Annotated in this window: 23 protein-coding genes; 9 read left to right on the forward strand and 14 right to left on the reverse strand. The window is 30.2% G+C overall.

Annotated elements, in window-relative coordinates:
- Positions 1-16 precede the first annotated feature (16 nt).
- The 10 genes from L8U37_RS05525 to rpmH are packed head-to-tail and all read right to left on the reverse strand — an operon-like array spanning position 17 to position 10,647.
- Complete coding sequence (locus tag L8U37_RS05525; protein WP_263659335.1) at positions 17-1,609, reverse strand: methyl-accepting chemotaxis protein; 1,593 nt, start codon at positions 1,607-1,609, stop codon at positions 17-19.
- Between the two features lie 15 nt (positions 1,610-1,624).
- A complete protein-coding gene (purH, locus tag L8U37_RS05530; protein WP_263728764.1) occupies positions 1,625-3,157 on the reverse strand; it encodes a bifunctional phosphoribosylaminoimidazolecarboxamide formyltransferase/IMP cyclohydrolase in 1,533 nt (510 codons plus the stop codon).
- Positions 3,157-3,924, reverse strand: coding sequence for a DnaJ domain-containing protein (locus L8U37_RS05535; protein ID WP_133319317.1), 768 nt, complete (start codon positions 3,922-3,924; stop codon positions 3,157-3,159). The genes purH and L8U37_RS05535 overlap by 1 nt, the downstream gene beginning before the upstream one ends.
- Before the next feature lie 2 nt (positions 3,925-3,926).
- Entirely contained in the window at positions 3,927-6,104 is a 2,178-nt protein-coding gene (purL, locus tag L8U37_RS05540) for a phosphoribosylformylglycinamidine synthase subunit PurL (RefSeq protein ID WP_263728765.1), read from the reverse strand.
- 13 nt (positions 6,105-6,117) lie between these two features.
- Positions 6,118-7,446 (reverse strand): tRNA uridine-5-carboxymethylaminomethyl(34) synthesis GTPase MnmE, encoded by a 1,329-nt coding sequence (gene mnmE, locus L8U37_RS05545; RefSeq protein ID WP_263728766.1) that lies wholly within the window; start codon positions 7,444-7,446, stop codon positions 6,118-6,120.
- The gene (locus L8U37_RS05550) at positions 7,443-8,288 is read right to left on the reverse strand and encodes a Jag N-terminal domain-containing protein (protein WP_133319314.1); all 846 of its coding nucleotides are present in this window, start codon (positions 8,286-8,288) and stop codon (positions 7,443-7,445) included. Before L8U37_RS05550 ends, mnmE begins: the two co-directional genes overlap by 4 nt.
- Positions 8,272-9,855, reverse strand: a complete 1,584-nt coding sequence (yidC, locus tag L8U37_RS05555; protein ID WP_263659339.1) for a membrane protein insertase YidC — start codon at positions 9,853-9,855, stop codon at positions 8,272-8,274. Before yidC ends, L8U37_RS05550 begins: the two co-directional genes overlap by 17 nt.
- Positions 9,819-10,202 (reverse strand): membrane protein insertion efficiency factor YidD, encoded by a 384-nt coding sequence (gene yidD / locus L8U37_RS05560; RefSeq protein ID WP_039664776.1) that lies wholly within the window; start codon positions 10,200-10,202, stop codon positions 9,819-9,821. Before yidD ends, yidC begins: the two co-directional genes overlap by 37 nt.
- Entirely contained in the window at positions 10,190-10,516 is a 327-nt protein-coding gene (gene rnpA / locus L8U37_RS05565) for a ribonuclease P protein component (RefSeq protein WP_082018444.1), read from the reverse strand. Before rnpA ends, yidD begins: the two co-directional genes overlap by 13 nt.
- Positions 10,513-10,647 (reverse strand): 50S ribosomal protein L34, encoded by a 135-nt coding sequence (rpmH, locus tag L8U37_RS05570; protein ID WP_012661270.1) that lies wholly within the window; start codon positions 10,645-10,647, stop codon positions 10,513-10,515. Before rpmH ends, rnpA begins: the two co-directional genes overlap by 4 nt.
- 141 nt (positions 10,648-10,788) lie before the next feature.
- Between rpmH and L8U37_RS05575 the strand changes: the two genes are divergently transcribed.
- From L8U37_RS05575 to L8U37_RS05585, 3 genes are read left to right on the forward strand one after another with little or no spacing between them, the layout of a single operon-like run.
- Complete coding sequence (locus tag L8U37_RS05575) at positions 10,789-11,262, forward strand: GNAT family N-acetyltransferase (RefSeq protein WP_263660624.1); 474 nt, start codon at positions 10,789-10,791, stop codon at positions 11,260-11,262.
- Positions 11,262-11,873 (forward strand): uracil-DNA glycosylase family protein, encoded by a 612-nt coding sequence (locus tag L8U37_RS05580; RefSeq protein WP_263728767.1) that lies wholly within the window; start codon positions 11,262-11,264, stop codon positions 11,871-11,873. The genes L8U37_RS05575 and L8U37_RS05580 overlap by 1 nt, the downstream gene beginning before the upstream one ends.
- Complete coding sequence (locus L8U37_RS05585) at positions 11,870-13,087, forward strand: hypothetical protein (protein ID WP_220566741.1); 1,218 nt, start codon at positions 11,870-11,872, stop codon at positions 13,085-13,087. Before L8U37_RS05580 ends, L8U37_RS05585 begins: the two co-directional genes overlap by 4 nt.
- On the opposite strand, the gene L8U37_RS05590 is transcribed toward L8U37_RS05585, so the two are convergent.
- Positions 13,065-13,445 carry a YbgC/FadM family acyl-CoA thioesterase gene (locus tag L8U37_RS05590; protein WP_087699453.1) on the reverse strand — a complete coding sequence of 127 codons (381 nt, stop codon included), beginning with the start codon at positions 13,443-13,445 and terminating at the stop codon, positions 13,065-13,067. The two genes, L8U37_RS05585 and L8U37_RS05590, sit on opposite strands and share 23 nt — an antisense overlap.
- Before the next feature lie 173 nt (positions 13,446-13,618).
- Between L8U37_RS05590 and L8U37_RS05595 the strand changes: the two genes are divergently transcribed.
- The 4 genes from L8U37_RS05595 (at position 13,619) to L8U37_RS05610 (ending at position 17,757) form a co-directional block, all read left to right on the forward strand.
- Entirely contained in the window at positions 13,619-14,269 is a 651-nt protein-coding gene (locus tag L8U37_RS05595; protein WP_263665637.1) for a thiol:disulfide interchange protein DsbA/DsbL, read from the forward strand.
- Positions 14,270-14,465: 196 nt separating this feature from the next.
- A complete protein-coding gene (locus tag L8U37_RS05600; protein ID WP_263659342.1) occupies positions 14,466-15,128 on the forward strand; it encodes a thiol:disulfide interchange protein DsbA/DsbL in 663 nt (220 codons plus the stop codon).
- 13 nt (positions 15,129-15,141) lie between these two features.
- The gene (gene dsbI, locus L8U37_RS05605) at positions 15,142-15,879 is read left to right on the forward strand and encodes a protein-disulfide oxidoreductase DsbI (protein ID WP_263728768.1); all 738 of its coding nucleotides are present in this window, start codon (positions 15,142-15,144) and stop codon (positions 15,877-15,879) included.
- 21 nt (positions 15,880-15,900) lie between these two features.
- Positions 15,901-17,757 carry an aryl-sulfate sulfotransferase gene (locus tag L8U37_RS05610; protein ID WP_263666743.1) on the forward strand — a complete coding sequence of 619 codons (1,857 nt, stop codon included), beginning with the start codon at positions 15,901-15,903 and terminating at the stop codon, positions 17,755-17,757.
- A 33-nt stretch (positions 17,758-17,790) separates the two neighbouring features.
- Here the strand turns inward: L8U37_RS05610 and L8U37_RS05615 are convergent, their stop codons facing one another.
- Positions 17,791-19,185, reverse strand: coding sequence for an anaerobic C4-dicarboxylate transporter (locus L8U37_RS05615; RefSeq protein WP_133319306.1), 1,395 nt, complete (start codon positions 19,183-19,185; stop codon positions 17,791-17,793).
- A gap of 134 nt (positions 19,186-19,319) precedes the next feature.
- Positions 19,320-20,588 (reverse strand): M20/M25/M40 family metallo-hydrolase, encoded by a 1,269-nt coding sequence (locus L8U37_RS05620; RefSeq protein WP_263728769.1) that lies wholly within the window; start codon positions 20,586-20,588, stop codon positions 19,320-19,322.
- Between the two features lie 53 nt (positions 20,589-20,641).
- On the opposite strand from L8U37_RS05620, the gene L8U37_RS05625 reads away from it, so the two are divergent.
- A complete protein-coding gene (locus L8U37_RS05625) occupies positions 20,642-21,166 on the forward strand; it encodes a thermonuclease family protein (protein ID WP_133319304.1) in 525 nt (174 codons plus the stop codon).
- 8 nt (positions 21,167-21,174) lie between these two features.
- Positions 21,175-21,360, forward strand: coding sequence for a hypothetical protein (locus L8U37_RS05630; protein ID WP_263728770.1), 186 nt, complete (start codon positions 21,175-21,177; stop codon positions 21,358-21,360).
- On the opposite strand, the gene L8U37_RS05635 is transcribed toward L8U37_RS05630, so the two are convergent.
- Positions 21,340-21,903, reverse strand: a complete 564-nt coding sequence (locus tag L8U37_RS05635) for a hypothetical protein (RefSeq protein ID WP_133319302.1) — start codon at positions 21,901-21,903, stop codon at positions 21,340-21,342. The genes L8U37_RS05630 and L8U37_RS05635 overlap by 21 nt on opposite strands.
- Between the last annotated feature and the right edge of the window lies 1 nt (position 21,904).

Below are 21,904 nucleotides of genomic sequence, written 5' to 3' on the forward strand. Positions count from 1 at the left end.
TTTATACTCCTTTGATTTATACATGAAAATGTTTTAATTCATCCTCTAAATTTTGACAAACTATATTTAACTCATGAGCAACATCTAATAAAATTTTTGAAATTTCTTCATTTTTATCACTTAATTTTACCGTTTCTTGCATTTTATCAAGCAAAGATTGCAAAGTTTCTTGTGTGCTTGAAATTTTTTGCATGCAAGCATTTGCTAAATCTCTTGCATTTTCATTGCAAACTTTTACTTCATTGGTTCCTTCTACAAGTTCTTTTGCATCTTGATTTAAAGAGTTAATTTCGTTAGCATTGTGTTTTAACTCTTTAGAAACTTCATTGATACTATCTACCAATTGTTTGGTTACGATGGCAATATTTTTTAAAAATTCTTCTGAATTTTGAGCAAGATTTCTTACATCTTCAGCAATAACTGAAAAGCCACGACCAAATTCTCCAGCACGCGCAGCTTCAATACCTGCATTTAAAGATAATAGATTGGTTTTATCAGCAATTTCTCCCATCATGTCAGAAGCTTTTTTAATCTCTTCTGCTTGTTTTTCCATAACTTCTACTTTTTGAGACAATATATCTTCATTTTCAGCTACAACTTTTACCTTATCTACTACTTGATTTAATGAGTCAAGCATAGTGTTTAAAACTTCAAAAGATTTTGTATTGGCTTTATTTGCGTTATTTGAAAGTTCAGCAAGATCTTGTAATTCTGTATGAATTTGCTCACTTAAATGATAAGATTCATCAGTTTTTGTATGACCTTCTTTAGTTCTATTTGCTAGATCAAGTGCATTAGCATTTAAAAGTTTAGATTGTTTATCTACCATTTGAGAATTTTCATTAGTAGAAATCACTGTATTTTGAATTTTTTCAATAAATTGGTTGATGTAGGTGCAAGCTTTACCTATTTCATCGGTGCTTTTTATATTAATTCTTGCGCGTAAATCTCCATCGCCGCTAGCTAGTTCTTTGGCATGTTTTAAAAGATCTAAAACAGGATTACCTACAACTATTTTTAAAATATAAAGTACAGCAAAAACGGTAAAAAGTAAAGCAACACTAAAGATTATAATATAGGTTCTAGCTGAACTTGCCAAATCATCATCTACATGTTTTAAATCATTGTACATATCCATAACACCCAAAACATCACCTTCTTTAGCATTAGCATGACAAGCAAGACAACCTTTATTGGCGATAAGTGGGCGTATAAGTCTTAGATAATGTCCTTGTTCGTTATTGATTTCAACGGCTTTAATTTCTGGCTTGTTAAATTGCTCGTTGATAATACTCTCATCACTTTTTGTAAAATGTTGTATTTCAAAGAGCTCAACTGTGCTTTTTGAAGGATAAATTTTAATATCTTTTATACCTTCTATTTCACCAGCATCTTTTATAGCTTGTTCTATAATAGCAGGATCGCCCAAATTCATTGCCATTCTTAATGTTTGAAAAACAGAAGTACTTAAAGTATCTAAATGTGCACGGCTGATTCTATCTGTAGTTTGTTGAGAATCTTTTTGTAAGATAATCTGCATGATAATAAAACTAATTAGCAATGTAGAAATCATTGCTAAAGATATTTTTGCACCTATGCTTTTAAACATTTAAAACTCCTTTTATTAGTGTAAAAAGTGTCTTATGCCGCTAAAGTATAATGCGATACCATACTCATTAGCAGCTTGGATGATATCCTCATCTCTTATGCTTCCACCCGGTTCAATGATGGCTTTTACTCCTATTTTGCTAGCCTCATCTATACTATCTCTAAATGGAAAGAAAGCTTCGCTTGCTAAAACACAACCATTTAGATCAAGCCCCATTTCCTTGGCTTTATTAATAGCTGCTTTAGCTGCATCGATACGACTTGTCATACCCATACCAATGGCTACCATAGCTCCATTTTTTACATAAACTACATTGTTTGATTTAGTAAATGCAGCAATTTTCATAGCTATTTCAAGATCTTTTAATTCTTGTTCATTAGCTTTTCTTTCGCTTTTTAAAATCGCATTTTTTAATTCATCTTCTTTAACTTCATCACTATCTTGATATACAAAACCACCATCTATGTGCTTAAAATCATATTTATCATAAGCTCTAGTTAAAAATGGCGCTTTTTGTGTAAAGATTTTAATACGCTTTTTATCTTTAAAAACTTCCAAAGCATCATCGTCTACATTTGCTGCAATAATAACTTCTATATAAATTTCATTGATTTTTTGCGCTAATTCTTTATCTAAAGTTCCATTGATAGCAACAACCCCACCATAAGCACTTAAGGTATCGCATTTAAGAGCATGGATATAGCTTTGGAGTAAGTTTTCTTTTATGGCAAATCCGCAAGCATTTGCATGTTTTACAATGGCTACTGCCGGAGCTTTATCAAAAGCACTTGCTAAATTTAAAGCCGCGTTAATATCGGTTAGATTGTTAAAACTTGCTTCACCTTTTAAGGTTGTAAAATTGTGTGTGAAAAAGTCATCAAATTCATATAAAGCACCTTTTTGATGAGGGTTTTCTCCATATCTTGTGTCAAACACTTTTTGACCTACGATAAATTTACTTGCACCAAAGCCACCATTAAAACGCTCATTCATATAATTTGCTATGTAAGCATCATAATTTGCTGTATGCTCATAAGCTTTGATCATCAATGCTCTTCTAAAATCAAGATCTAAGGTATTATCTTTTAAAGCTTGTATGATTTTATCATAGTCTAAAATATCACAAACGACAATGACATTTTTAAAGTTTTTTGCACCACTGCGTATCATAGCAGGACCACCAATGTCGATATTTTCTACAATCTCATCAAAATCTTGGGTTAAAATTGTAGTTTTTTTGAAAGGATATAAATTCACACAAAGTAAGTCTATACTTTCGATGTTGTAATCTTTGGCTTGTTTTCGATGATCTTCATTTTCTCTTTTGTATAAAATTCCACCATGAATTTTTGGGTGTAATGTTTTAACACGCCCTTCAAACATTTCAGGGCTTTGAGTAAATTCACTAACTTCTTGTACTTGTAAATTATTTTCTTTTAAAAGCTTATAAGTACCTCCGGTGGATAAAAGCTCATAACCTAATTTAGTAAGTTCGCTAGCAAATTCTACAACACCTTCTTTATCGCTCACACTAATTAGTGCTTTCATTAATTTTTCCTTTCTATATATTGTTTTAAAAATTCATATGATTCATTAATTTCTTGAAATTTTTTAACACCTTCTTTGATTTTTTCTTCATCGCTATTGTTTGCGTTTAAAATATCAGGGTGGTATTTTTTGGCAAGTTCTCTATAACGTTTTTTAAGCTCTTGCAAGTTTGCATTTTCATTTAAGCCTAAAATTTCACAAGCCTTTTGTAAATTCATACCTGTATTTTGTGTTTGCATAGAGTTTAAAAGTTTTTCAAGTATATTTACATCAAGTTCAAAAGCTCTAATGATAGCTCTTAAGACATCTTTTTTGGTATTGTTAAGTTCTCCATCAATCAAAGCCATTGCTACTAAGACATTTAAAATATTAATTCTTTCTTGTTGTGGTAAAGGCACTTCTTTGATAAACTCTTTGGCTATATCAAAAGTATCATTTAAAGTGTTTTTATGTTCATTAAAACATTGTTTTAAAAAATCTCTTTCTTTTTTATCTTTAGCATTATAATCAAGAATTTGTGAGATCATGTTTGCTTCATTCTCGCTAACTCTACCATCACTTTTTGCTATTTTTGCTAAAAGCGCTATAACATAATAGTTTAATCTCCTTTTAAAGCCATCAATCCTTTCTTCATGATAGCCTTGTTTAAAGCCTTGAGAGAAGCTTTTAGCTCCTTTTTTGAAAGAGCCTAAAAGATCATCTTTACCCCAAGTTTTATAATACCAATAAAATGCAAGAATTGCTAATACTAATAAAACAAAAAGCATTTCTATCCTAAATATTCTTTAAATTTATCAAAATAAATTTTTTGTAGTTTTACTAAAGATATCTTAATATCATCTAAAACGAAATCTTTTTCATTTAAAATTCCAAGTTTTGCAAAATTAATTTTCATTTTGTTTGCAAATTCAATAAAATTTTCTTCATTTTTAACACCAATTACAACTCTAGTTGGACTTTCTTCAAAAATAAAACTTCTGTTTTTAAAATTTGTTTTTACATTTACACCCAAATTCGCCTTTGCGCTCATTTTGGCTAAAGTCATAGCAAGACCACCTATGCCTATGCTATTAGCACAATCAAGTAACTTTGCTTCGTTTGCTTTTAGTAAGAAATCCCATAGTTTTAATTCTGCTTTAAAATCTATATCTTCAAGCTCTCCTGCGACTTTTTGATCTAGTACTTTAGCAATCAAAGATCCACCAAAACTACCTTTACTTTCTCCTATTAAATAAATAGCTTGCGTTTCTTTACTAAAGTATGATTTTAAAACATTTTCTGCTTTTTCGTGAATACCAACGCAAGCTATGGTTGGACTTGGAAAAATACTTACTCCATCGGTTTCATTATATAAAGAAACATTTCCGCTTACCACAGGGGTATTGAGTTCTTTACAAGCTAGTTTAATACCTTCACAGCCTTGAGCAAATTGCCACATTACTTCAGGGTTTTGTGGGTTGCCATAGTTTAAACAATCACTAATTGCCAAAGGTCTAGCTCCCGAGCATGCTATTTTTCTTCCTGCACTTGCAACGGCTGCTGCTGCACCGATTTTTGGATTTACATAGTTTAATCTTGAGTTGCACTCAATGGCCATAGAAAGCAAGCAATTATTTTCTTTAATTCTAATACTATTTGCTCCTAAAGCCCCATCGCTTTTTAAGGTGTTAGTTTGTACGCTTGAGTCAAACTGCTCATAAATATAAGCTTTATTACTGATATTTTCATTTGCAAGAAGTTTTTCAAAGGCTTCTTGAGTGGGAATGCTAAGTTTAAATTGATAGCTTTTTATTTCATCTAAGTATTTTGGCTTAGCCACAGGTCTATCAAGTATAGGTGCTTTTTCGCTTAGTGGTTCAATAGGGATTAGACCAACTAATTCATCATGCCAAAATAATTCCATTTTGCCAGTATCTGTAACTTCGCCTATAATAGCTGCATCAAGCCCCCACTTATTAAAAATCTCAATAACTTTTTCTTCATAGCCTTTTTTAGCACAAATTAGCATTCTTTCTTGAGATTCACTTAGCATTAACTCATAAGGAGTCATACCTTCTTCTCTCATAGGAGTTTTATCAAGGTAAAGTTTCATCCCGCTACCACTGCGTCCTGCCATTTCAAAAGAGCTTGAAGTAAGTCCTGCTGCACCCATATCTTGAATTCCAACTATATAATCAGTTTTGAAAAGTTCCAAACAAGCTTCCATTAATAATTTTTCAGCAAATGGATCACCAATTTGAACAGTTGGTCTTAAGCTTTTGCTAGATTCATTAAAACTATCGCTTGCCATTACAGCTCCACCAAGTCCATCACGACCAGTTTTTGAGCCTACATAAATTACAGGATTTCCTATACCTTCAGCCTTTGCATAAAAAATATCTTCGATTTTGCAAGTTCCAAGTGCAAAAGCATTAACTAAGATATTTCCATTAAAGCACTCATCAAAAGCGCATTCTCCACCTATAGTAGGAACACCCATACAATTACCATAGTGTGAAATTCCACTTACTACACCCTTAACTAAATATTTTTGATGTTTGCCTATTTTTTCATCGTGGATATTACCAAATTTTAAAGAATTCATACCTGCAACAACTCTAGCACCCATGGTAAAAACATCGCGTAAAATTCCACCCACACCAGTAGCTGCACCTGCAAATGGCTCTATAAAACTTGGGTGATTATGACTTTCTACTTTAAATACAGCAGCCATTCCTTTGCCTATATCTATTACTCCAGCATTTTCACCAGGACCTTGGATTACCCAAGGAGCTTTAGTTGGAAAGCCATTAAGGTATTTTTTACTTGATTTATATGAGCAATGTTCACTCCACATTGCAGAAATCACTCCAAGTTCTAATAAATTAGGTTCTCTACCTAGTATATTTAAAATTTCTTGATATTCCTCATCGCTAATTTTGTGTTGTTTTATAACTTCTTTATCCATAATTATCTCCTTTTTATTTTCCTAAACAAAAATTACTAAACATTGCATCTAAAATTTCATCTCTTTCAAAATTTTTGGTAAATTGAGCTATTTCTCCTATGGCTAAATTTAATTCAAAAGCAAAAAGTTCTAAAGAACTTTCCTTTAATAAATCTCTTGCACGCAAAATAGCTTCACTAGCATTTTTACAAGCATTGAGTATTAAGGTATTGCTAATTAGCATTCCATCGCCATCTAAAGTATTTAAGTATTCATTTAAACTTTCCTTAATGGCTTGAGTGTTTTTTTGGGCGCAAATGCGTATACAAGAAGTGCCAATTTCATGTTTAAATTTGGTAGCCAAATCGCTTTTATTTAAAACATAAATAATTTTTTTATCACAATCTTTTAAAGCTTGTAAAATATGTTTATCTTCTTCTTCAAATTCTTTAGATCCGTCAAAAACAGCTATAATGATATCTGCTTCTTTAATGCTTTCATAACTTAAGTTGACTCCGATTTTTTCTATCTCATCATCTGCGTTTCTTATACCTGCTGTGTCGATGATTTTAATTAAATGTGAGCCTATTTTTAAACTTTCCTCGATACGATCTCTTGTGGTGCCTGCAATATTAGATACAATAGCTCTATCAAATGCTAAAAGCGAATTTAACAATGAACTTTTTCCGGCATTTGGCTTGCCGATAATAGCAACTTTAAAGCCATTTATAAGACCTTTTTTACTTAAGGAAATATCTACTATATCGCTTAAAAGTTTTGAATTTTTTTCACACATAGCAATGATTTGATCAAGTAGATCTTGCGGTAAATCATCATCTGCATAGTCAATGCTAGTTTCTACAAAAGCAAGAGTTTGAACAAGGTCTATTCGAATGGTGTTTAAAAATTTACTTAAATCACCTTTAATATTTTTTGCTATGATATTTGCAGCACTTGTTGATTTTGACATGATAGCATCTTGTATGCTTAAAGCTTTTAAAAGATCCATTTTGCCATTTAAGCAAGCTCTTTTGCTAAATTCTCCAGGATTGGCAAGGCGCGCGCCTGCTAAAACAAGCTCATCGAGTAAAATTTCACTCAAAGAAAAACCGCCATGAAGTTGAAATTCCACAATATCTTCTCCTGTAAAAGAGTAGGGTGCTTTAAAATAAATTACTAAGGCCTCGTCTAAAAAGTCACTATTGTTTTTATAAAGTTTGCATAAGTGCGCATAGCGTGGTGTGAGTTCTTTTTTGTGGGTAATTTTTAATGCAAGTTCTAAAGCTTTTTTTCCACTTACTCTAATGATGCTTATAGAGCCCACTCCGTGAGCTGTAGCAATAGCAGTTATCGTGTCATTCATTCATTTTTCTTCAAAAAATCATTCACAACGATATATCTTTGATCGTCATTTTGTTTGATAGCTACATACTTATCAGGAAAGCGTTCTCTTAATTTTTCTAAAGCAAGTTTTAGCCAAATTCCATCTAGTGGTTTTGTTTGAACTCTTCCAGTGTTCTCTACTTTTTCTATGAGAATTTTTAAATAACTATCAATAGCTTGGGTTTGGTTTTCCAAAAATTGCGCTATTTCTAGTCTTGGTTGAATTTTATATTTAGCATTAAGCCAATTATAAAGTAAATATGAAAAAGCTTTATATCTGTGAGCTTCTTTGCCTATAAGTAAGGCTGCATCTTCTCCATCAAGTTTAATTAAAACACAGGTTTCATCCCAAACACTAACTTGCACAACTTTAATATCAAAATCAAAAGTTGCTAGTAAATTTTCTAGTGAAATTTTTATCTCATCTATATAAGAAACAATGTTTTTTTCTTCTGAAGACTCCTTATGGAAAGAATCAAAAATAGCATCATTTTTTACTTTATAATGTTCTTTAGGTTGAGCAATATTTTCAATTGGTTTTTGAAAATTTTCTTTATATTCTTTTTTATATTCATTTTTTTCAAAATTTTTTTGAGAATATTTGTTAAATTTCTCATTTTGATTTTTTTTAGGTTTTTCATTATGGACTTTTTGAGTTTTTTTATGTCCTTTAATACAGATTATCGCATTTTTTTTAAAAAGGCCAAAAAATCCTGCTTTAGCATGTTGAATAACTTCGTATTCTAAGTCAATCACAGAGCACTCAAGTTGTTTTGAGGCTTCTATGAGTGCAGTTTGTAAGTCTTTAGCTTCTATGTTCATGTTTAGCTATTTCCTCTTTTTTGTGGTTTTTGAAAAGCTTATTAACAATTACTTGTTGAATAAGTGAGCATATATTATTTACACACCAATACAAAGTTAAACCTGCTGGGAATGTTAAGAAAAAGAAAGTGAAAATTAATGGTAAGAATTTCATAATCTTTTCTTGCATAGGATCTTGTATAGCCATTGGTGTAATAAGTTGCTGGATAAACATAGTTAGACCCATAAATATAGGTAAAATAAACCATGGATCCATCACAGATAAATCTGTAATCCAAAAAGCCCAAGGTGCAGCTTTAAGTTCTATGGCATTTAGTAAAACTCTATAAATTGCAAAGAAAATTGGAATTTGAATGAGTATAGGTAAACATCCGCTCATTGGGTTTGCACCATGTTTTTTATAAAGTTCCATCATATGTAAATTCATTTTTTGTGGATCACCTTTGTAGCGTTCTCTAATTTCTTTCATTTTTGGTGCTAAATCTTTGAGTTTATTCATAGAAATCATTGATTTGTAAGTAAGTGGGAAAAGAATAATACGCACAATTAAAGTCATCACTACGATAGCCCAACCCCAATTACCCAAATAACCATGTAAGAAATTTAAAAATTCAAACATAGGTTTAGCTATAAAAGTAAACCAACCATATTCTACCACATCATCTAAATCTGCATGAATGCTTCTTAAAATTTCATGCTCTTTTGAACCTATATATCCGGTTGCTTTAAAATTGTTAGTTGCACTTGCAAAAACGATAGAATTTTCGTGATTATCTTTAGTAACTACTGCATTTAAAGGTTTTTCAAAATTATAAAAGAAAGCACTATAATAGCGATCTGAAGCTGCCATAAGGGTTACATTAGAAAAACTTTCATCATTTTCTACATCACCATCTTCTAACATTGTTATTTTATCATCTTTATCTAAGATTAAAACTCCATGTACTGTATAACTATCAACTGCTATATTTGGACGATAACCTGGAGTGATAAAATAAGCTGTATCTTTGCTTAGATTTACTTCTAAATTATAATTTCCATATTTGTGAAAAGTGATTTTTTTAGTTATTATTAGATCATTTAAATTTTGAGTAAGAATTAATGTTGTATTTTCATCATTTACATTGATAGTTTTTTGACTAGCTGTATATACTGTATTGAATGCCTCTTGATTTATCTTTGTATCACTAAATCTTATTTCTAGTGGCAAAGGTGATAAAGAAGTATCTACTAGATTAATGCTTTTACCATTTTCATCTTTATATTTTTCATCGCTTAGATAAAATTTAGCTATTCTACCTAAAGAGTCAATATGTGCTTCAAAATGCTCACTTTTAACAACTGCTATTTCTTCTTTTTGATTAACACTAAGTTCTGTCTTTGGAGCTTGTGTATTTGTATTTGCGGTTGTAGTTTGTGGAGCTGAATTGTTTTGTTCTATATGAGTGATATTTTGCTCATTTTGTGGTGCTTTTGGGATAAAAAAATAATCATAAACTACAAAAAATAAAAATGATAATACAACGGCAATTAATATGCGTTTTTGCTGGGATAAATTTTCTGACACGGATTGTCCTTTGGAAATATAATCTTAATTAAAAAAAATTGATTATCATTGCAAGGGATATAAAAATAATTGAGTTGTTTTAAAGCATTAAAACTAGGTTTAAAACATACACCTGAGTTTAGAGTATTCTTGCGTATTTTAGGATAATCAATACCACCTTTAAAAAACGGATTGCATTTTAAAATTCTTAAAAAAACTGCACCAAATGCTTTAAAAATATTATTTTTTTTAAATTGCCATAAGGCATATTCAGAACAACTTGGATAATACCTGCAGCATTGTGGCTTAAAAGGGCTGATAAAGAGCTGGTAAAATCTAATAAGTTTTAAACAAGCTATTTTATACATCCTATTTTTTTCAAACCCCATTTCAAGTTTTTTTCTAATTTTAAAAAAGGAATTTCAGTAATACTTGTCTTAGCTACAAGTATGTATTTCCCGTTTTCGACTTGATTTTTAACCTGAAAAAAAGCTGATCTTAAGAGCCTTTTGGCTCTATTTCTAACGACAGCTTTTCCAACTTTTTTACTAGCAACAACAGCAAATTTTTTTTCTTTACTTAAAGTATAAAAGATGATTACACCTTCACAGTGCCACTTTTTACCTTCTTTATAAATTGTTGCAAACTCTCCTAAGTCGTTAATACTTAGAAAATCTTTTATACCGCTAATCTTTTTCTACCTTTAGCGCGTCTAGCATTGATCACCTTACGACCATTTTTGCTTTTCATACGCACGCGGAAGCCATGAGTTCTTTTTTTAGGAGTTTTGTGTGGTTGATATGTTCTTTTCATATTCTTTCCTTAACTTAAAATAAAAAACAAAATAATAAGCGTGTATTTTATCAAAATCTTACTTAAATCTGCTTTTAATTAAGAGTTATTTTAAAAGTTTTTGCTAAATTTTTGTTTTATTTTTATGTATTTTAAGGAAAAATCATGAGTTTTGAAATTTGTGAGAGTAAAAAAGAAGATTTAGAAAAAATTTTAGAATTAATTAAAGAGCTTGCTATCCATGAAAATATGCTTGAAGATGTAAAATGCACAACTAAAGAACTTGAAGAATCTTTTTTTGAAAATAAATATGCCAAGGCTTTAAGTCTAAAAGTTGATGGTAAAATCATAGGTTATGCAATGTATTATTTTACTTTTTCGTCTTTTTGGGGTTTAGGTGGGTTATATCTAGAAGATATTTATATACAGGCAAAACATAGAAAAAAAGGCTATGCAAAAGCTGTTTTTAAATATTTAGCACAAATTTGTAAAGAAAAAAATCTTAAAAGATTAGAATGGGTATGTTTGAACGATAATGATTTAGGGATTGAGTTTTATACTAAATTAAATGCAAAGCATATGAATGAGTGGAGAACTTATCGTTTAGAGGGTGAAAATTTAGAAGCATTGATGTAATGAATAAGCGTAATTTGTATTATTTAAAAGCTTTTGGTTATGAATATTTTAACGAGCAAAAACAAATTAGGTATTTTAATTTAAGTTTTAAAGAATTAAACGAAAGGGTAAAAACCTGCAATCTTTGTCATTTTTCTAGACTAAGAAAGCATAGTTTAATGGAAAAAGAAGCCAAAAATGCTAAAATTTTGATTTACCAAGCTTTTGTTGATAAAGAAGAAAATGAGAGTGGAAAGTTTTTTGCTTCTAAAAATAAGCAAGAGTTTTTAAGATTATGCAAGGAGCTTTTAAATTTAAAAGATGATGAGATATATTTTTCTTATATGTTTAAATGTTTTAGTAATTTTAAAATAGACGATCAAGCATTAAAATTATGCTTGCCGTATTTTTATAATGAGCTTGATTTTATAAAAGCAAAGATTATTTTATGTCTTGGTCAAGAAGCTTTTGCAAGTTTGGGTTTTGAGAATTTTCAAAAATATAAAGGACAATGTATGTATTATAATAATGCCTTACTTTTGCCAAGTTATGATTTGAATTTTTTGAGTAAAAATCCTAGCTTTTATGCTGAATTTATAGAAGATATTAAAAAAATAAAAGGTTATTTATGAGAAAAAGTTTAGTTTGTTTGATGATGAGTTTTGTTTTAACTTTAAATGTCTTTGCGAAAGAGCAAAAACCATCACCTATAGAACCTAGTGAGTCTTTTTATCCTAATTTAGAATTTCAAAATTGTGATAATGATTGTTTATTTACTTTGTTAGAAACAGGACTTTATTTTAATTTTTTATCAAGATTTAATAATGATAATGCAAATGAGCTTTTAGTCAATATCTATACCAAACTTTTAAATTCTATTATAGATTTTGAAAAAAGAATTCAAAAAAATGCTAGCATAAAACTAGCTATTATTATACCTGAGCAAACGATTAAAAGTTATTCTAATACTATTATAAATTCAAGCATAGCGTATTTATTAAGACAAAGAGCGCAAATAAAAGTAAAGGTGTTTTTAATAGGCACAGAAGATGAGAGCAAGATAACTAAAGCTTTTAAACAAGCTCAAGATGAGAAATTTAATTATATTATCGCAGGTTTTACAGATAAAGGTGTGAAAAATTTATTAAAAGAAAGCCTTGATTCTAATGTAAAAGTTTTTATTCCTACTGCACATAAAAGAAATTTTGATACGCAAAATGAAAATGTGTATTTTGGAAGTATAGACTATCAAAAACAAATCCAAAAACTTTTGGAATATTCCAATGGTAAAAATATTATTTTTTCAGATGGAACAGCCTTAGCTAATCGCTTAGATGAGAATGTTTTAAACGCAGGTAATGGTAGTGAGAAAATTTATACTATTAATAGTTCTAAATTTGATTTTAGAAGTATTTTAAATCAAAATAGAAGTTTTCAAGATTCTAGTATTATTTTAAATACTTCTTTGATTAAAACAGCACTCATAAGCTCACAAATAAGAACTTATGATATAGAGCCTTTTGTGTTATTATCAACTCAGATTAATTATAATCCTATTTTGCTAAGTTTAACGCAAATTAATGATAGAAAAAAACTTTTGCTAGCAAATTCCATTTCTAATGAGGATCAAACTCTAAGCTATCTTAATGAGCTTTTTTCGCAAAATATTAATTACAACTGGATAGCTTATGCAACTAGCGTGGGCCTTGATTATTTTTATACGCAGTTTTTAGATAAAGATTCTCAAAGAATTTTTGATGAGGGTTTAAATGATAATCAATTTGACTATAAGGTTAAAATCATTCGCTCGCAAGGCTTAGGTTTTACTCCTTTGCAAGATCAGTAAAAACCTTAGTTATAGTCTCATCTATAGGGGCTACTTTTTCATTTTTTAAAAAAGCTAGGGTAAATTCAGCTTCAAAAAGCTTGGTATTTTCTTTATAAATCTCTTGTTTTATACAAACTGAGGCTTTTTTAAGCTTTGTGATAAATGTTTTTACTTCTATAAGATCTCCAAGTTTAGCGGGTTTTAAAAAGTTACAATTTGCTTTAGTAAGTAGGAAATGTCCTGTATTTTTATCAAAAATTTTTGCATTTTTTTGAAAAAATATCTCACTTCTTGCTCTTTCGCAAAATTTTAAGTAGTTGCTATGGTATACCACTCCACCTGCATCGGTATCTTCATAATAAATTCGTATTTGCATTTTAGACCTTTTATTTTATTATATATTGATTGGAAAATATCGCTTGCAATCAACTTTTTTATTGATAAATTTGTTGAAATTCTACTTAAAATGTCATAAGAAAAGCATAAAACATTCTTGATTTTATATCTTATGTTAAAATTGTATTTTATATCATCAAAAAAAGGAAAATCATGCAAGTTTTGCAAAAAATGTTTAAATTGCTAGCTATTATGGCTTTTGTTTTTAGTGTGAGTGCAAATGCACTTAGTGAGGGTAAAGAGTATATTACTTTAAAAACACCTATCCCAAATGCACAAAATTCTCTAATAGAGGTATTTTCTTATCGTTGTATTCATTGCTATAATCATCATCAATTTCACACTCTAGCAAAAGTTAAACAAGCTTTACCAAATTTAAAATATGATCTTTTCTCGGTAAGTTCTATGCTCGAGTATGGTGGTGCTTTAAATGAGATGTTTGCTTTAGCTTCTTTTAAAGAAAAAGTTTTAGGTTTAGATGTTACTAGTGAAAAAAGTCTTACTTATAAGCTTGCTGATGTGTATTTTGTAAGTCATTTTGAAAAAAAATTAAATTTAAATAATCTTGATTTATTTTATAAAATAGGTTTAAATGCTATTGGTGCTAGTAAAGAAGAATTGCAAAAATTTTTACAAACTAAAGAAGCCAAAGAGCTTTTAGTTGCTTATGATGTAGCTAATGAAATTTCAAGAAATTATGGCACGCCTGCTTTTGTAGTAAATGGCAAATATCAAATCAATCCTGAGTATATCACTTCTTTAGAAGAACTAATCCGTATAGTTAAAGAACTTTCTACCAAGTAATGCTTTTTTAAGCATTGCTTTTTGTAATTTTTGTGATAAAGTATTATTATTTTTTATTTTTTTAATAATTATATTTTCATTTTGAAATTTTTTCTTATTGTTTAATTAATATTTAAGTTATATTAATATAACTTTAGCATGTTTATAATAAATTGCAAATATTTATTATATATAAAATACAAATAGGAGAAATAAAATGAAATTCAACTTAAATAATTTGTCAAAAGCAATGGCGGCAGCTGCTTTTGTTCTTGGTGTGAGTGCAAATGCACTTAGTGAGGGTAAAGAGTATGTGGTTTTAAAAACACCTATCCCAAATGCTCAAAATTCTTTAATAGAAGTATTTTCTTATCGTTGCACACATTGTTATGATCATCATAAGTTTAATACCATGTCAAAAGTCAAAGAAAAATTACCACAATTAACTTATAAATTTTATCCTGTTAGCTCTATGGGTGATTATGGTAAGCAAGCTAATGAAATTTTTGCTTTTGCTGCTTTTAAAGATGAGCAAAATAAAGTAAGTCAAAGCGATAAAAATAGTTTAACTCATAAAGCTTCTGAAGCATATTTTAATGCTTATTTTAAGAAAAAACAAAGATGGGGAAATGGAGCCAATCCTGAAGCGTTTTATGAAGTAGGATTAAAAGCAATTTCAGCAAGCAAAGAAGATTTAGATAACTTTTTAAAAACTCCTGAAGCTAGTGAAATTTTAAAATCTTATGAATATGCTAATGATATCTCTAAAAACTATGGTACGCCTGCATTTGTAGTAAATGGTAAATACCAAATCATACCACAAGCTATCACGTCTCCACAAGCTTTAATAGAAATAACAGAAGAATTAAGCAAGATGTGATTTGAGGTATTTTATGAGTTCTTGTCCTATTAGTAAAATCACTACTTGGCAAAATACAAGAGTTCCTTGGTTGATAATGGTTATAGCTATGGTAGGCTTAACTTTTATAGCACACTTTTTGTTTCAAGAATACCTTTATATGGAGCCTTGTGAGCAGTGTGTTTATATAAGATTTGCTATGTTAACTATGGCTTTTGGTGGTATTTTAGCCTTGATAGATCCTAAAAATGATTATTTGAAAATTTTTGCATATACTTTTGTATTTTGGGGTATATGGCTTGGTATAGAGTATTGTATTACTCTTAATCATATCCACGAGATAGTACATTCAGAAAATCCTTTTGCTGGTGTTGATGGGTGTAGAGAAATTCCTATATATCCTTTTAATTTACCATTGCATGAATGGGCACCAGGATGGTTTTTACCAACAGGTGAATGTGGTATGGATACACCTATAGTACCTGAAGATGTTTATGGTAGTTTAAATGCTTTTCAGAAATTTTTTGTTGGAAATCCTCCAAATTTTGAAGATGGGTTGTATAGTAATGGTTGGTATTTGATTCCTAGTATGGAATTTATGAATATGGCGATTTGTTGTTTGTTGGCTTTTGTTGTTTGTTTGGTGATTTTAGGAAGCATGTTTGTTTCTTATACATTTTCACATTCTAAGGCTAAATTTTATGCTTTGATTGTTTTAATATTAGTAGTTTTGCTAAAAATTTTAGGTGAGCCAAGTGTGCAAATAGCTTAATAATATAAAAAAGGAGAAAAAATGAAGATTAGTAAAATTGTAAGTAGTATTTTGCTTGCTGGTAGTGTTGTTATGGTAGCGCCTAGTGTTTCTTTGGCTATGGGTGGACCTAGTGGTGCTAAAATTGATTGGGAAATTCAAGGCAAAATTGGCGCAGTAAAGATGAATCCTTATGGTCTATCTCCGCTTAGTGCTATAATTATGGATGGTGGATACAAACTAAGTGATGTAAGCGTAACTATAGTTCCAAAGCCAAATGGACAGACTATATCTTATAAGGTTAGCCCTAATAAAATTAAAACTTATGGAGGAATTCCTGTTTTTGGACTTTATCCATCATATTTTAATACAGTAAAAGTAAGTTATACTAAAACTGCTTTTGGAAAGAGTGAAAAAGTAGTAGATGAGGTATATAAAATAGCAACTGGTGGAGTAAATATAGAGCCAAGTGGAAGTATTATGCAAAGAGGTGTACCTTTTGAAAAAGTAGAAGTGATTAAAGTAGATAAAGGTTTTGAAGATAGGTTGTATTTGGTTAATAATGCTCCAGGGAAACAAAGTGGAAAAGGCTCTCAATCTGTTTGGAATAACCCAGCAGGTGGTGCAATGGAATGGGATGAGAATTCAAATGCATTTATCATTGATACAAAAGGTGAAATTCGTTGGTATTTTGATAATGATAAATTAATGGATTGGAATAATATTTACAATCGTGGTATTATGATGGGATTTAGGCAAAATACTGATGGAGCTTTAACTTGGGGTTTTGGACAAAGATATGTTAAGTATGATTTAATGGGTAGAGAAATTTTTAATCGTCTTTTACCTTCTTCTTATATAGATTTTTCTCATTCTATGGATAATATGCAAAATGGAAATTATCTTTTAAGGGTGGCTTCTGCCAATGTTAAGCGTCCTGATGGTAAAAATGTGCGTTCAGTACGCGATGTGATAGTAGAGGTTGATAAAAATGGTAATGTAGTAGATGAGTGGAGATTGTTTGAAATTTTAGATCCATATAGAGCAAATGTAATCAAAGCATTAGATCAAGGTGCGGTTTGTTTAAATATTGATGCGAGTAAAGCAGGGGTTACTTTAAGTGATGAGGATTTAGCTAAAATGGACGCAAGTGATTCTTTTGGCGATATAGCAGGCACTGGAGTAGGGCGTAACTGGGCTCATGTAAATAGCGTAGATTATGATCCAAGTGATGATAGTATTATTATTTCAAGTCGTCATCAAAGTGCTATTATAAAAATAGGACGTGATAAAAAAGTAAAATGGATATTAGGAGCACACAAAGGATGGGGAGAAAAATATAAAAAAACACTTTTGCAACCTGTTGATAAAAATGGCAAAAAGATAGTTTGTGAAGATGAGTATAGCAAATGTCCAGGATATGAAAACGAAGAAGGTGGTTTTGATTTTACATGGACACAGCATACTGCTTTTAGAATAGATGAAAAATCTGACAAAAGATATATTTATATCACAGCTTTTGATAATGGCGATGCAAGAGGTATAGAGCAACCTGCTTTTGCTTCAATGAAATACTCAAGAGCAGTTGTGTATAAAATAGATCAAAAAAATAAAACCGTAGAACAAATTTGGGAGTATGGAAAGCAAAGAGGCAATGAATGGTTTTCACCTGTCACTTCTTTGGCAGAATACCATAAAGATAAAAATTCCATCATGGTTTATAGTGCTACTGCTGGAATGTCATTTGACTTAAGTAAGGGTGCTGCTGTAGGTGAGCCAAAACCTGAAATAGATGAATTTAAATGGGGAGCTAAAGAACCTTCAGTACAAATTCGCTTTAGCGGAGCAAGTACTGGTTATCAAGCTATGCCTATTGATTTAGAAAAAGCATTTAAATAAGAAAAAAGGGCTTTTTTAAAGCCCTTTTAATTTTTATAAATATCCTGCACCTAAAGCTAAAAAATAACCTACTATACAAGAAACAATCACACCAATTAATCCTGGTAAGATAAAGCTATGATTGATAACAAATTTACCTATTTTTGTAGTACCTGATCTATCAAATTGTATAGTTGCAAGATCGCTTGGATAAGTTGGTAAAATGTAGTATCCATAGCAAGCTGCTGCAAAAGCAATGATAATACCTGGTTCAACACCAATTCCTAGTGCAAGTGGCACAAAAGCTGCAATTGCTGCTGCTTGAGAATTAACAAATTTAGAAATAAGTAAAAGCATAATAGCATAAGTCCAAGGATGTTCTATAACGATATTACCTAAAGATTCTTTCATCATAGGAGTATGCACTGCAAACATTGTATCTGCCATCCAAGAAATTCCAAAAACAGCTACTAAGGCTATCATACCGGATTTAAAAATTTCATTTTTTGCAATTTTGCTTGCATCAAGTTTGGTAAAAATGATTAGCGCTGCACCTGCTAAAAGCATAAACATTTGAATAGTTGCTACCATATTCATAGGTTTGGTAACGCCTTTTGAGGTAAATTGCGGTCTAAGCTCTGGAAAAGCTCCAAGTATAGCTACTATAGCAATAGCACCTAGGAAAATCCACATAGCTACCCATTGGATAGTTGGAAGTTTTTGTCCAAGAAGAGTTTTACTATCGCCATAGATATATTCTCTTTGTTCTGGATTTTTAATCTTAGCTTGAAAATCCTCATCTTTATCAAGATCTTTTCCCCTAAACCAAGAAAAAATTCCTATAGCCAAAACACCTACTAAGGTAGAAGGTATAGTAATAGCAAGTAAATCTACATAGCCATCAAATCCTGCTAAAGGATGTTTATTAATTTCTGGATTTAAAAGTAGGGCTGTTAAGCTTACAACTGCAACTGAAACAGGACTTGCGATAATACCAAGTTGTGAAGAAATACTAGAAGCAGCCATTGGTCTTTCTGGGCGAATACCATTTTTAATAGCAATGTCATAAATAATAGGCATCATAGTATAGACAACATGCCCAGTTCCACAAAGCATGGTAAGAATGCAAGTTACAAATGGCGCCAAAATAGTTAAGAATTTAGGATTTTTTCTTAGAACTTTTTCTGCAATTTGCAACATTACATCCAAACCACCACTAGCTTGCAAAGTTGCACTAGCAACAACAACAGCTAAAATGGTAAGCATAACATCAATAGAAGGTTTTCCAGGTGCTACAGCAAAACCAAAACTTAAAACTAATAAACCTATACCGCCTAATAAGCCTAGAGCGATACCGCCTTTTTTTGCCCCATAAAAAAGACAAATAAGAACAACAATTAGTTGAATACTAAATTGAACACCTTCGCTAAGGCTAGTTAGTATTTCCATACTCTCTCCTTATTTTTTGAAATATGTGAGAGTATAATCCAAGTTTTATTAATAGTAAATAAAATTTTTTATTATTTAAATAAATATTTACCAATATTTTGAATTTATTTATCAAAATATTGGTTATTTTATATTTATTGATAATATTTTAAGATTGCATAAAGAATTTTACTGATTTTTTCAATAGAAGCTATTTCACATTTTTCATCTGTTGAGTGAGGGTTATGGATATTTGGTCCTATTGAGCAACATTCTAAAGGTTGTTTTTCACTTATAACGCCACATTCTAAACCAGCATGTATAGTGTAAAGCTTGGCGTTTGGGTTTTCTTTTTTAAAATAACTTAGAATTTCTTCTCCAAATTTAGTATCTTTATTAGCCCACGGTGGATAAAAATTTGCACTTGAAACTTCGCAGTTTTGCATCTTAAAATAAGTTAAGGTTTCAAATTCTATGTTTTTAAGTTCTTGTAAATCATTAGATCTTGCAAAAAGCTCAAAATGAAATTTGCTATCTTTTTCATAAGCTAGTGAAAGATTGATACTTGTTTGAACTAAATTTAATTGATGATTAAAAGTTCTAACTCCTTGTGCAAAAGCATTAATGAGATTTAAAATAACTTGAGAATTTTTATAATATGTTCTTTTGATTTTACCTATATAATTTACTTTAAAATGATCATTTTCTTTTGGAGGATTTTTAAAAAATGCTATAACTTTAGCATGTTTTGGTATAGAATTTATTCTTTCACCCGCTTTAAATTCGCAAAGTTCCCCTTGATTTTGAGTGATAAAATAGCTCACTTCTTTAATAGAAGATTTAATGTTTTTAACAATATCAATTCCCGAGTGCCCACCTTTAAAATCAATTGCTTCTATCTCATAACAATCTTCTTCTTTTTCATCTATTTCTAAGTTTAAACTAGCAAAAATATCCACCCCACCAGCACAACCTATAACAACTTCATCATCGCTTTCGTGGTCTAAATTTAAAAGCTTGCTTGAGATCAAAGTATGGGTGAGATTGTTTGCTCCACAAAGTCCAACTTCTTCATCATTAGTAAAAAGACATTCTATATTTTCAAAATCTTTTAAAGCTTGCATCATTAGTGATACTCCTATGCCATTATCTGCACCTAAGCTTGAATTTTTAGCCTTTAAATATCCGTTTTCTTCATATATTTGTATATTTGGAGCTTCTCCCATGCAAACCATATCATAATGACTTTGTAAACAAATTTTAGGATTTCCTTTGTGTGTGTGGATATTACCTGCTTCATCAACGCTTACTTGGCAATTTTGACTTTTAGCAAAATCAATGAGAAAATTTTTCAATTCTTCGGTTTTGAAACTACAATGAGGTATTTGAGCAATTTGTTTAAAATTTTGTATAATTTCTTGCATAAATTCTCCTTTTTATTGTAATTATGGCATATTTTTATATAGATGAGGTTTAAATGAAATTTTCTAGGAAACAAATTAAATTATTTATAAACTTATTAAAAGATCCGAAGAAATTTTTAATCGCACTTTTTTTAGTTGCTTTTGCTTATGTTTTAAACTATGATAGTGGTTCATATATCAATGCTAAAGTAAGTCGTGTAGTAGATGGAGATACTATTGAGGCTAAATTCGAAAATGAAAAACTTAAAATCAGACTTTTTGGTATAGATGCACCTGAGAGTGATCAAGCTTATGGAAAGATGGCTACGCAATTTCTAAAAGCTATTGTATTAAATAAAGAAGTAGTTTTGAATGTAAAAGATGAGGATAAATATGGTAGAATTTTAGCCATTGTATATTTAAATGATAAAGATATTAATCAAGTTATGGTTAAAAATGGTTTTGCTTGGGCATATGAGCATTATAGTGATTTGTATATAAATGAGCAAAATTATGCCAAGATAAATAAAAAAGGATTATGGGAAAGTGAAAATCCTATAGAGCCTTATAAATGGCGTAAACAAATAAGATTAAAATAGGATATAAGATGTTTAAAAAAATATTATTGTTTGGATTTTTAGCATTATTTTTTAGCGGTTGTTTTGTAAATGAAAGAGGGGTTTCAAATCGCTTTTATGATGATTGTAAAGAATATTATGATGCAAGCGGGACTTATTATAAAGAATGTCCAAAGAATTGGGTGGATTTACCTTTAACCCCCGATTCCTTTTAAGACTGCATTAAGTTCTTCTTGCATTGATTCTTGTTTAGTTGTTTCTTGCTGATTTTGATTATTATTTGTAGCGGCTTGATTTTGTTTAAGTTTAAATATATGATCATCTGTAGTAATAACTTGAAAAGATGCGTCAAAAATTTTAATCTCATTTACAAAACCAGCTACTTTAACCTCTCTTTTTCTTGAGTCATCGCTAAATAAAGCACTCGCTTCAAGATTTAAAATATCTCCCACTTTTAAAGGAGCATAAAAAAAGCTTCTTGAGCCTATTAAGACGCTAAATTCTTTATTAATTGCAGCTTGTGCTATGTAATTTGCTGCATTAAATACAAAGCCACTATGCACTAATCCTAGTTCATCTACTGCCATATCATGGGTTGTGATTAAAATACCTTTGGCGAAATTTTTTTCTATATGAGAAATACTTCCTGCTAAAGTATTGTTTATCCCTGGACAAGTGATAAGTTCTGATTTAATACGATTTAACTCTTCTGGGTCTATTAATTCTTCTATAGTAACAGCACTTACTGTTCTTGCCATT

The organism is Campylobacter sp. RKI_CA19_01122 (assembly GCF_025771325.1).
GTDB classification, from domain to species: Bacteria; Campylobacterota; Campylobacteria; order Campylobacterales; family Campylobacteraceae; genus Campylobacter_D; species Campylobacter_D lari_D.

Bases quoted from the DNA above. Each gene is read 5' to 3' on its own strand.
- L8U37_RS05525 (WP_263659335.1), bottom strand. From the start codon at position 1,609: ATGTTTAAAAGCATAGGTGCAAAAATATCTTTAGCAATGATTTCTACA.
- purH (WP_263728764.1), bottom strand. From the start codon at position 3,157: ATGAAAGCACTAATTAGTGTGAGCGATAAAGAAGGTGTTGTAGAATTT.
- L8U37_RS05535 (WP_133319317.1), bottom strand. From the start codon at position 3,924: ATGCTTTTTGTTTTATTAGTATTAGCAATTCTTGCATTTTATTGGTAT.
- purL (WP_263728765.1), bottom strand. From the start codon at position 6,104: ATGGATAAAGAAGTTATAAAACAACACAAAATTAGCGATGAGGAATAT.
- mnmE (WP_263728766.1), bottom strand. From the start codon at position 7,446: ATGAATGACACGATAACTGCTATTGCTACAGCTCACGGAGTGGGCTCT.
- L8U37_RS05550 (WP_133319314.1), bottom strand. From the start codon at position 8,288: ATGAACATAGAAGCTAAAGACTTACAAACTGCACTCATAGAAGCCTCA.
- yidD (WP_039664776.1), bottom strand. From the start codon at position 10,202: ATGTATAAAATAGCTTGTTTAAAACTTATTAGATTTTACCAGCTCTTT.
- rpmH (WP_012661270.1), bottom strand. From the start codon at position 10,647: ATGAAAAGAACATATCAACCACACAAAACTCCTAAAAAAAGAACTCAT.
- L8U37_RS05580 (WP_263728767.1), top strand. From the start codon at position 11,262: ATGAATAAGCGTAATTTGTATTATTTAAAAGCTTTTGGTTATGAATAT.
- L8U37_RS05585 (WP_220566741.1), top strand. From the start codon at position 11,870: ATGAGAAAAAGTTTAGTTTGTTTGATGATGAGTTTTGTTTTAACTTTA.
- L8U37_RS05590 (WP_087699453.1), bottom strand. From the start codon at position 13,445: ATGCAAATACGAATTTATTATGAAGATACCGATGCAGGTGGAGTGGTA.
- L8U37_RS05595 (WP_263665637.1), top strand. From the start codon at position 13,619: ATGCAAGTTTTGCAAAAAATGTTTAAATTGCTAGCTATTATGGCTTTT.
- L8U37_RS05600 (WP_263659342.1), top strand. From the start codon at position 14,466: ATGAAATTCAACTTAAATAATTTGTCAAAAGCAATGGCGGCAGCTGCT.
- dsbI (WP_263728768.1), top strand. From the start codon at position 15,142: ATGAGTTCTTGTCCTATTAGTAAAATCACTACTTGGCAAAATACAAGA.
- L8U37_RS05610 (WP_263666743.1), top strand. From the start codon at position 15,901: ATGAAGATTAGTAAAATTGTAAGTAGTATTTTGCTTGCTGGTAGTGTT.
- L8U37_RS05615 (WP_133319306.1), bottom strand. From the start codon at position 19,185: ATGGAAATACTAACTAGCCTTAGCGAAGGTGTTCAATTTAGTATTCAA.
- L8U37_RS05620 (WP_263728769.1), bottom strand. From the start codon at position 20,588: ATGCAAGAAATTATACAAAATTTTAAACAAATTGCTCAAATACCTCAT.
- L8U37_RS05625 (WP_133319304.1), top strand. From the start codon at position 20,642: ATGAAATTTTCTAGGAAACAAATTAAATTATTTATAAACTTATTAAAA.
- L8U37_RS05630 (WP_263728770.1), top strand. From the start codon at position 21,175: ATGTTTAAAAAAATATTATTGTTTGGATTTTTAGCATTATTTTTTAGC.
- L8U37_RS05635 (WP_133319302.1), bottom strand. From the start codon at position 21,903: ATGGCAAGAACAGTAAGTGCTGTTACTATAGAAGAATTAATAGACCCA.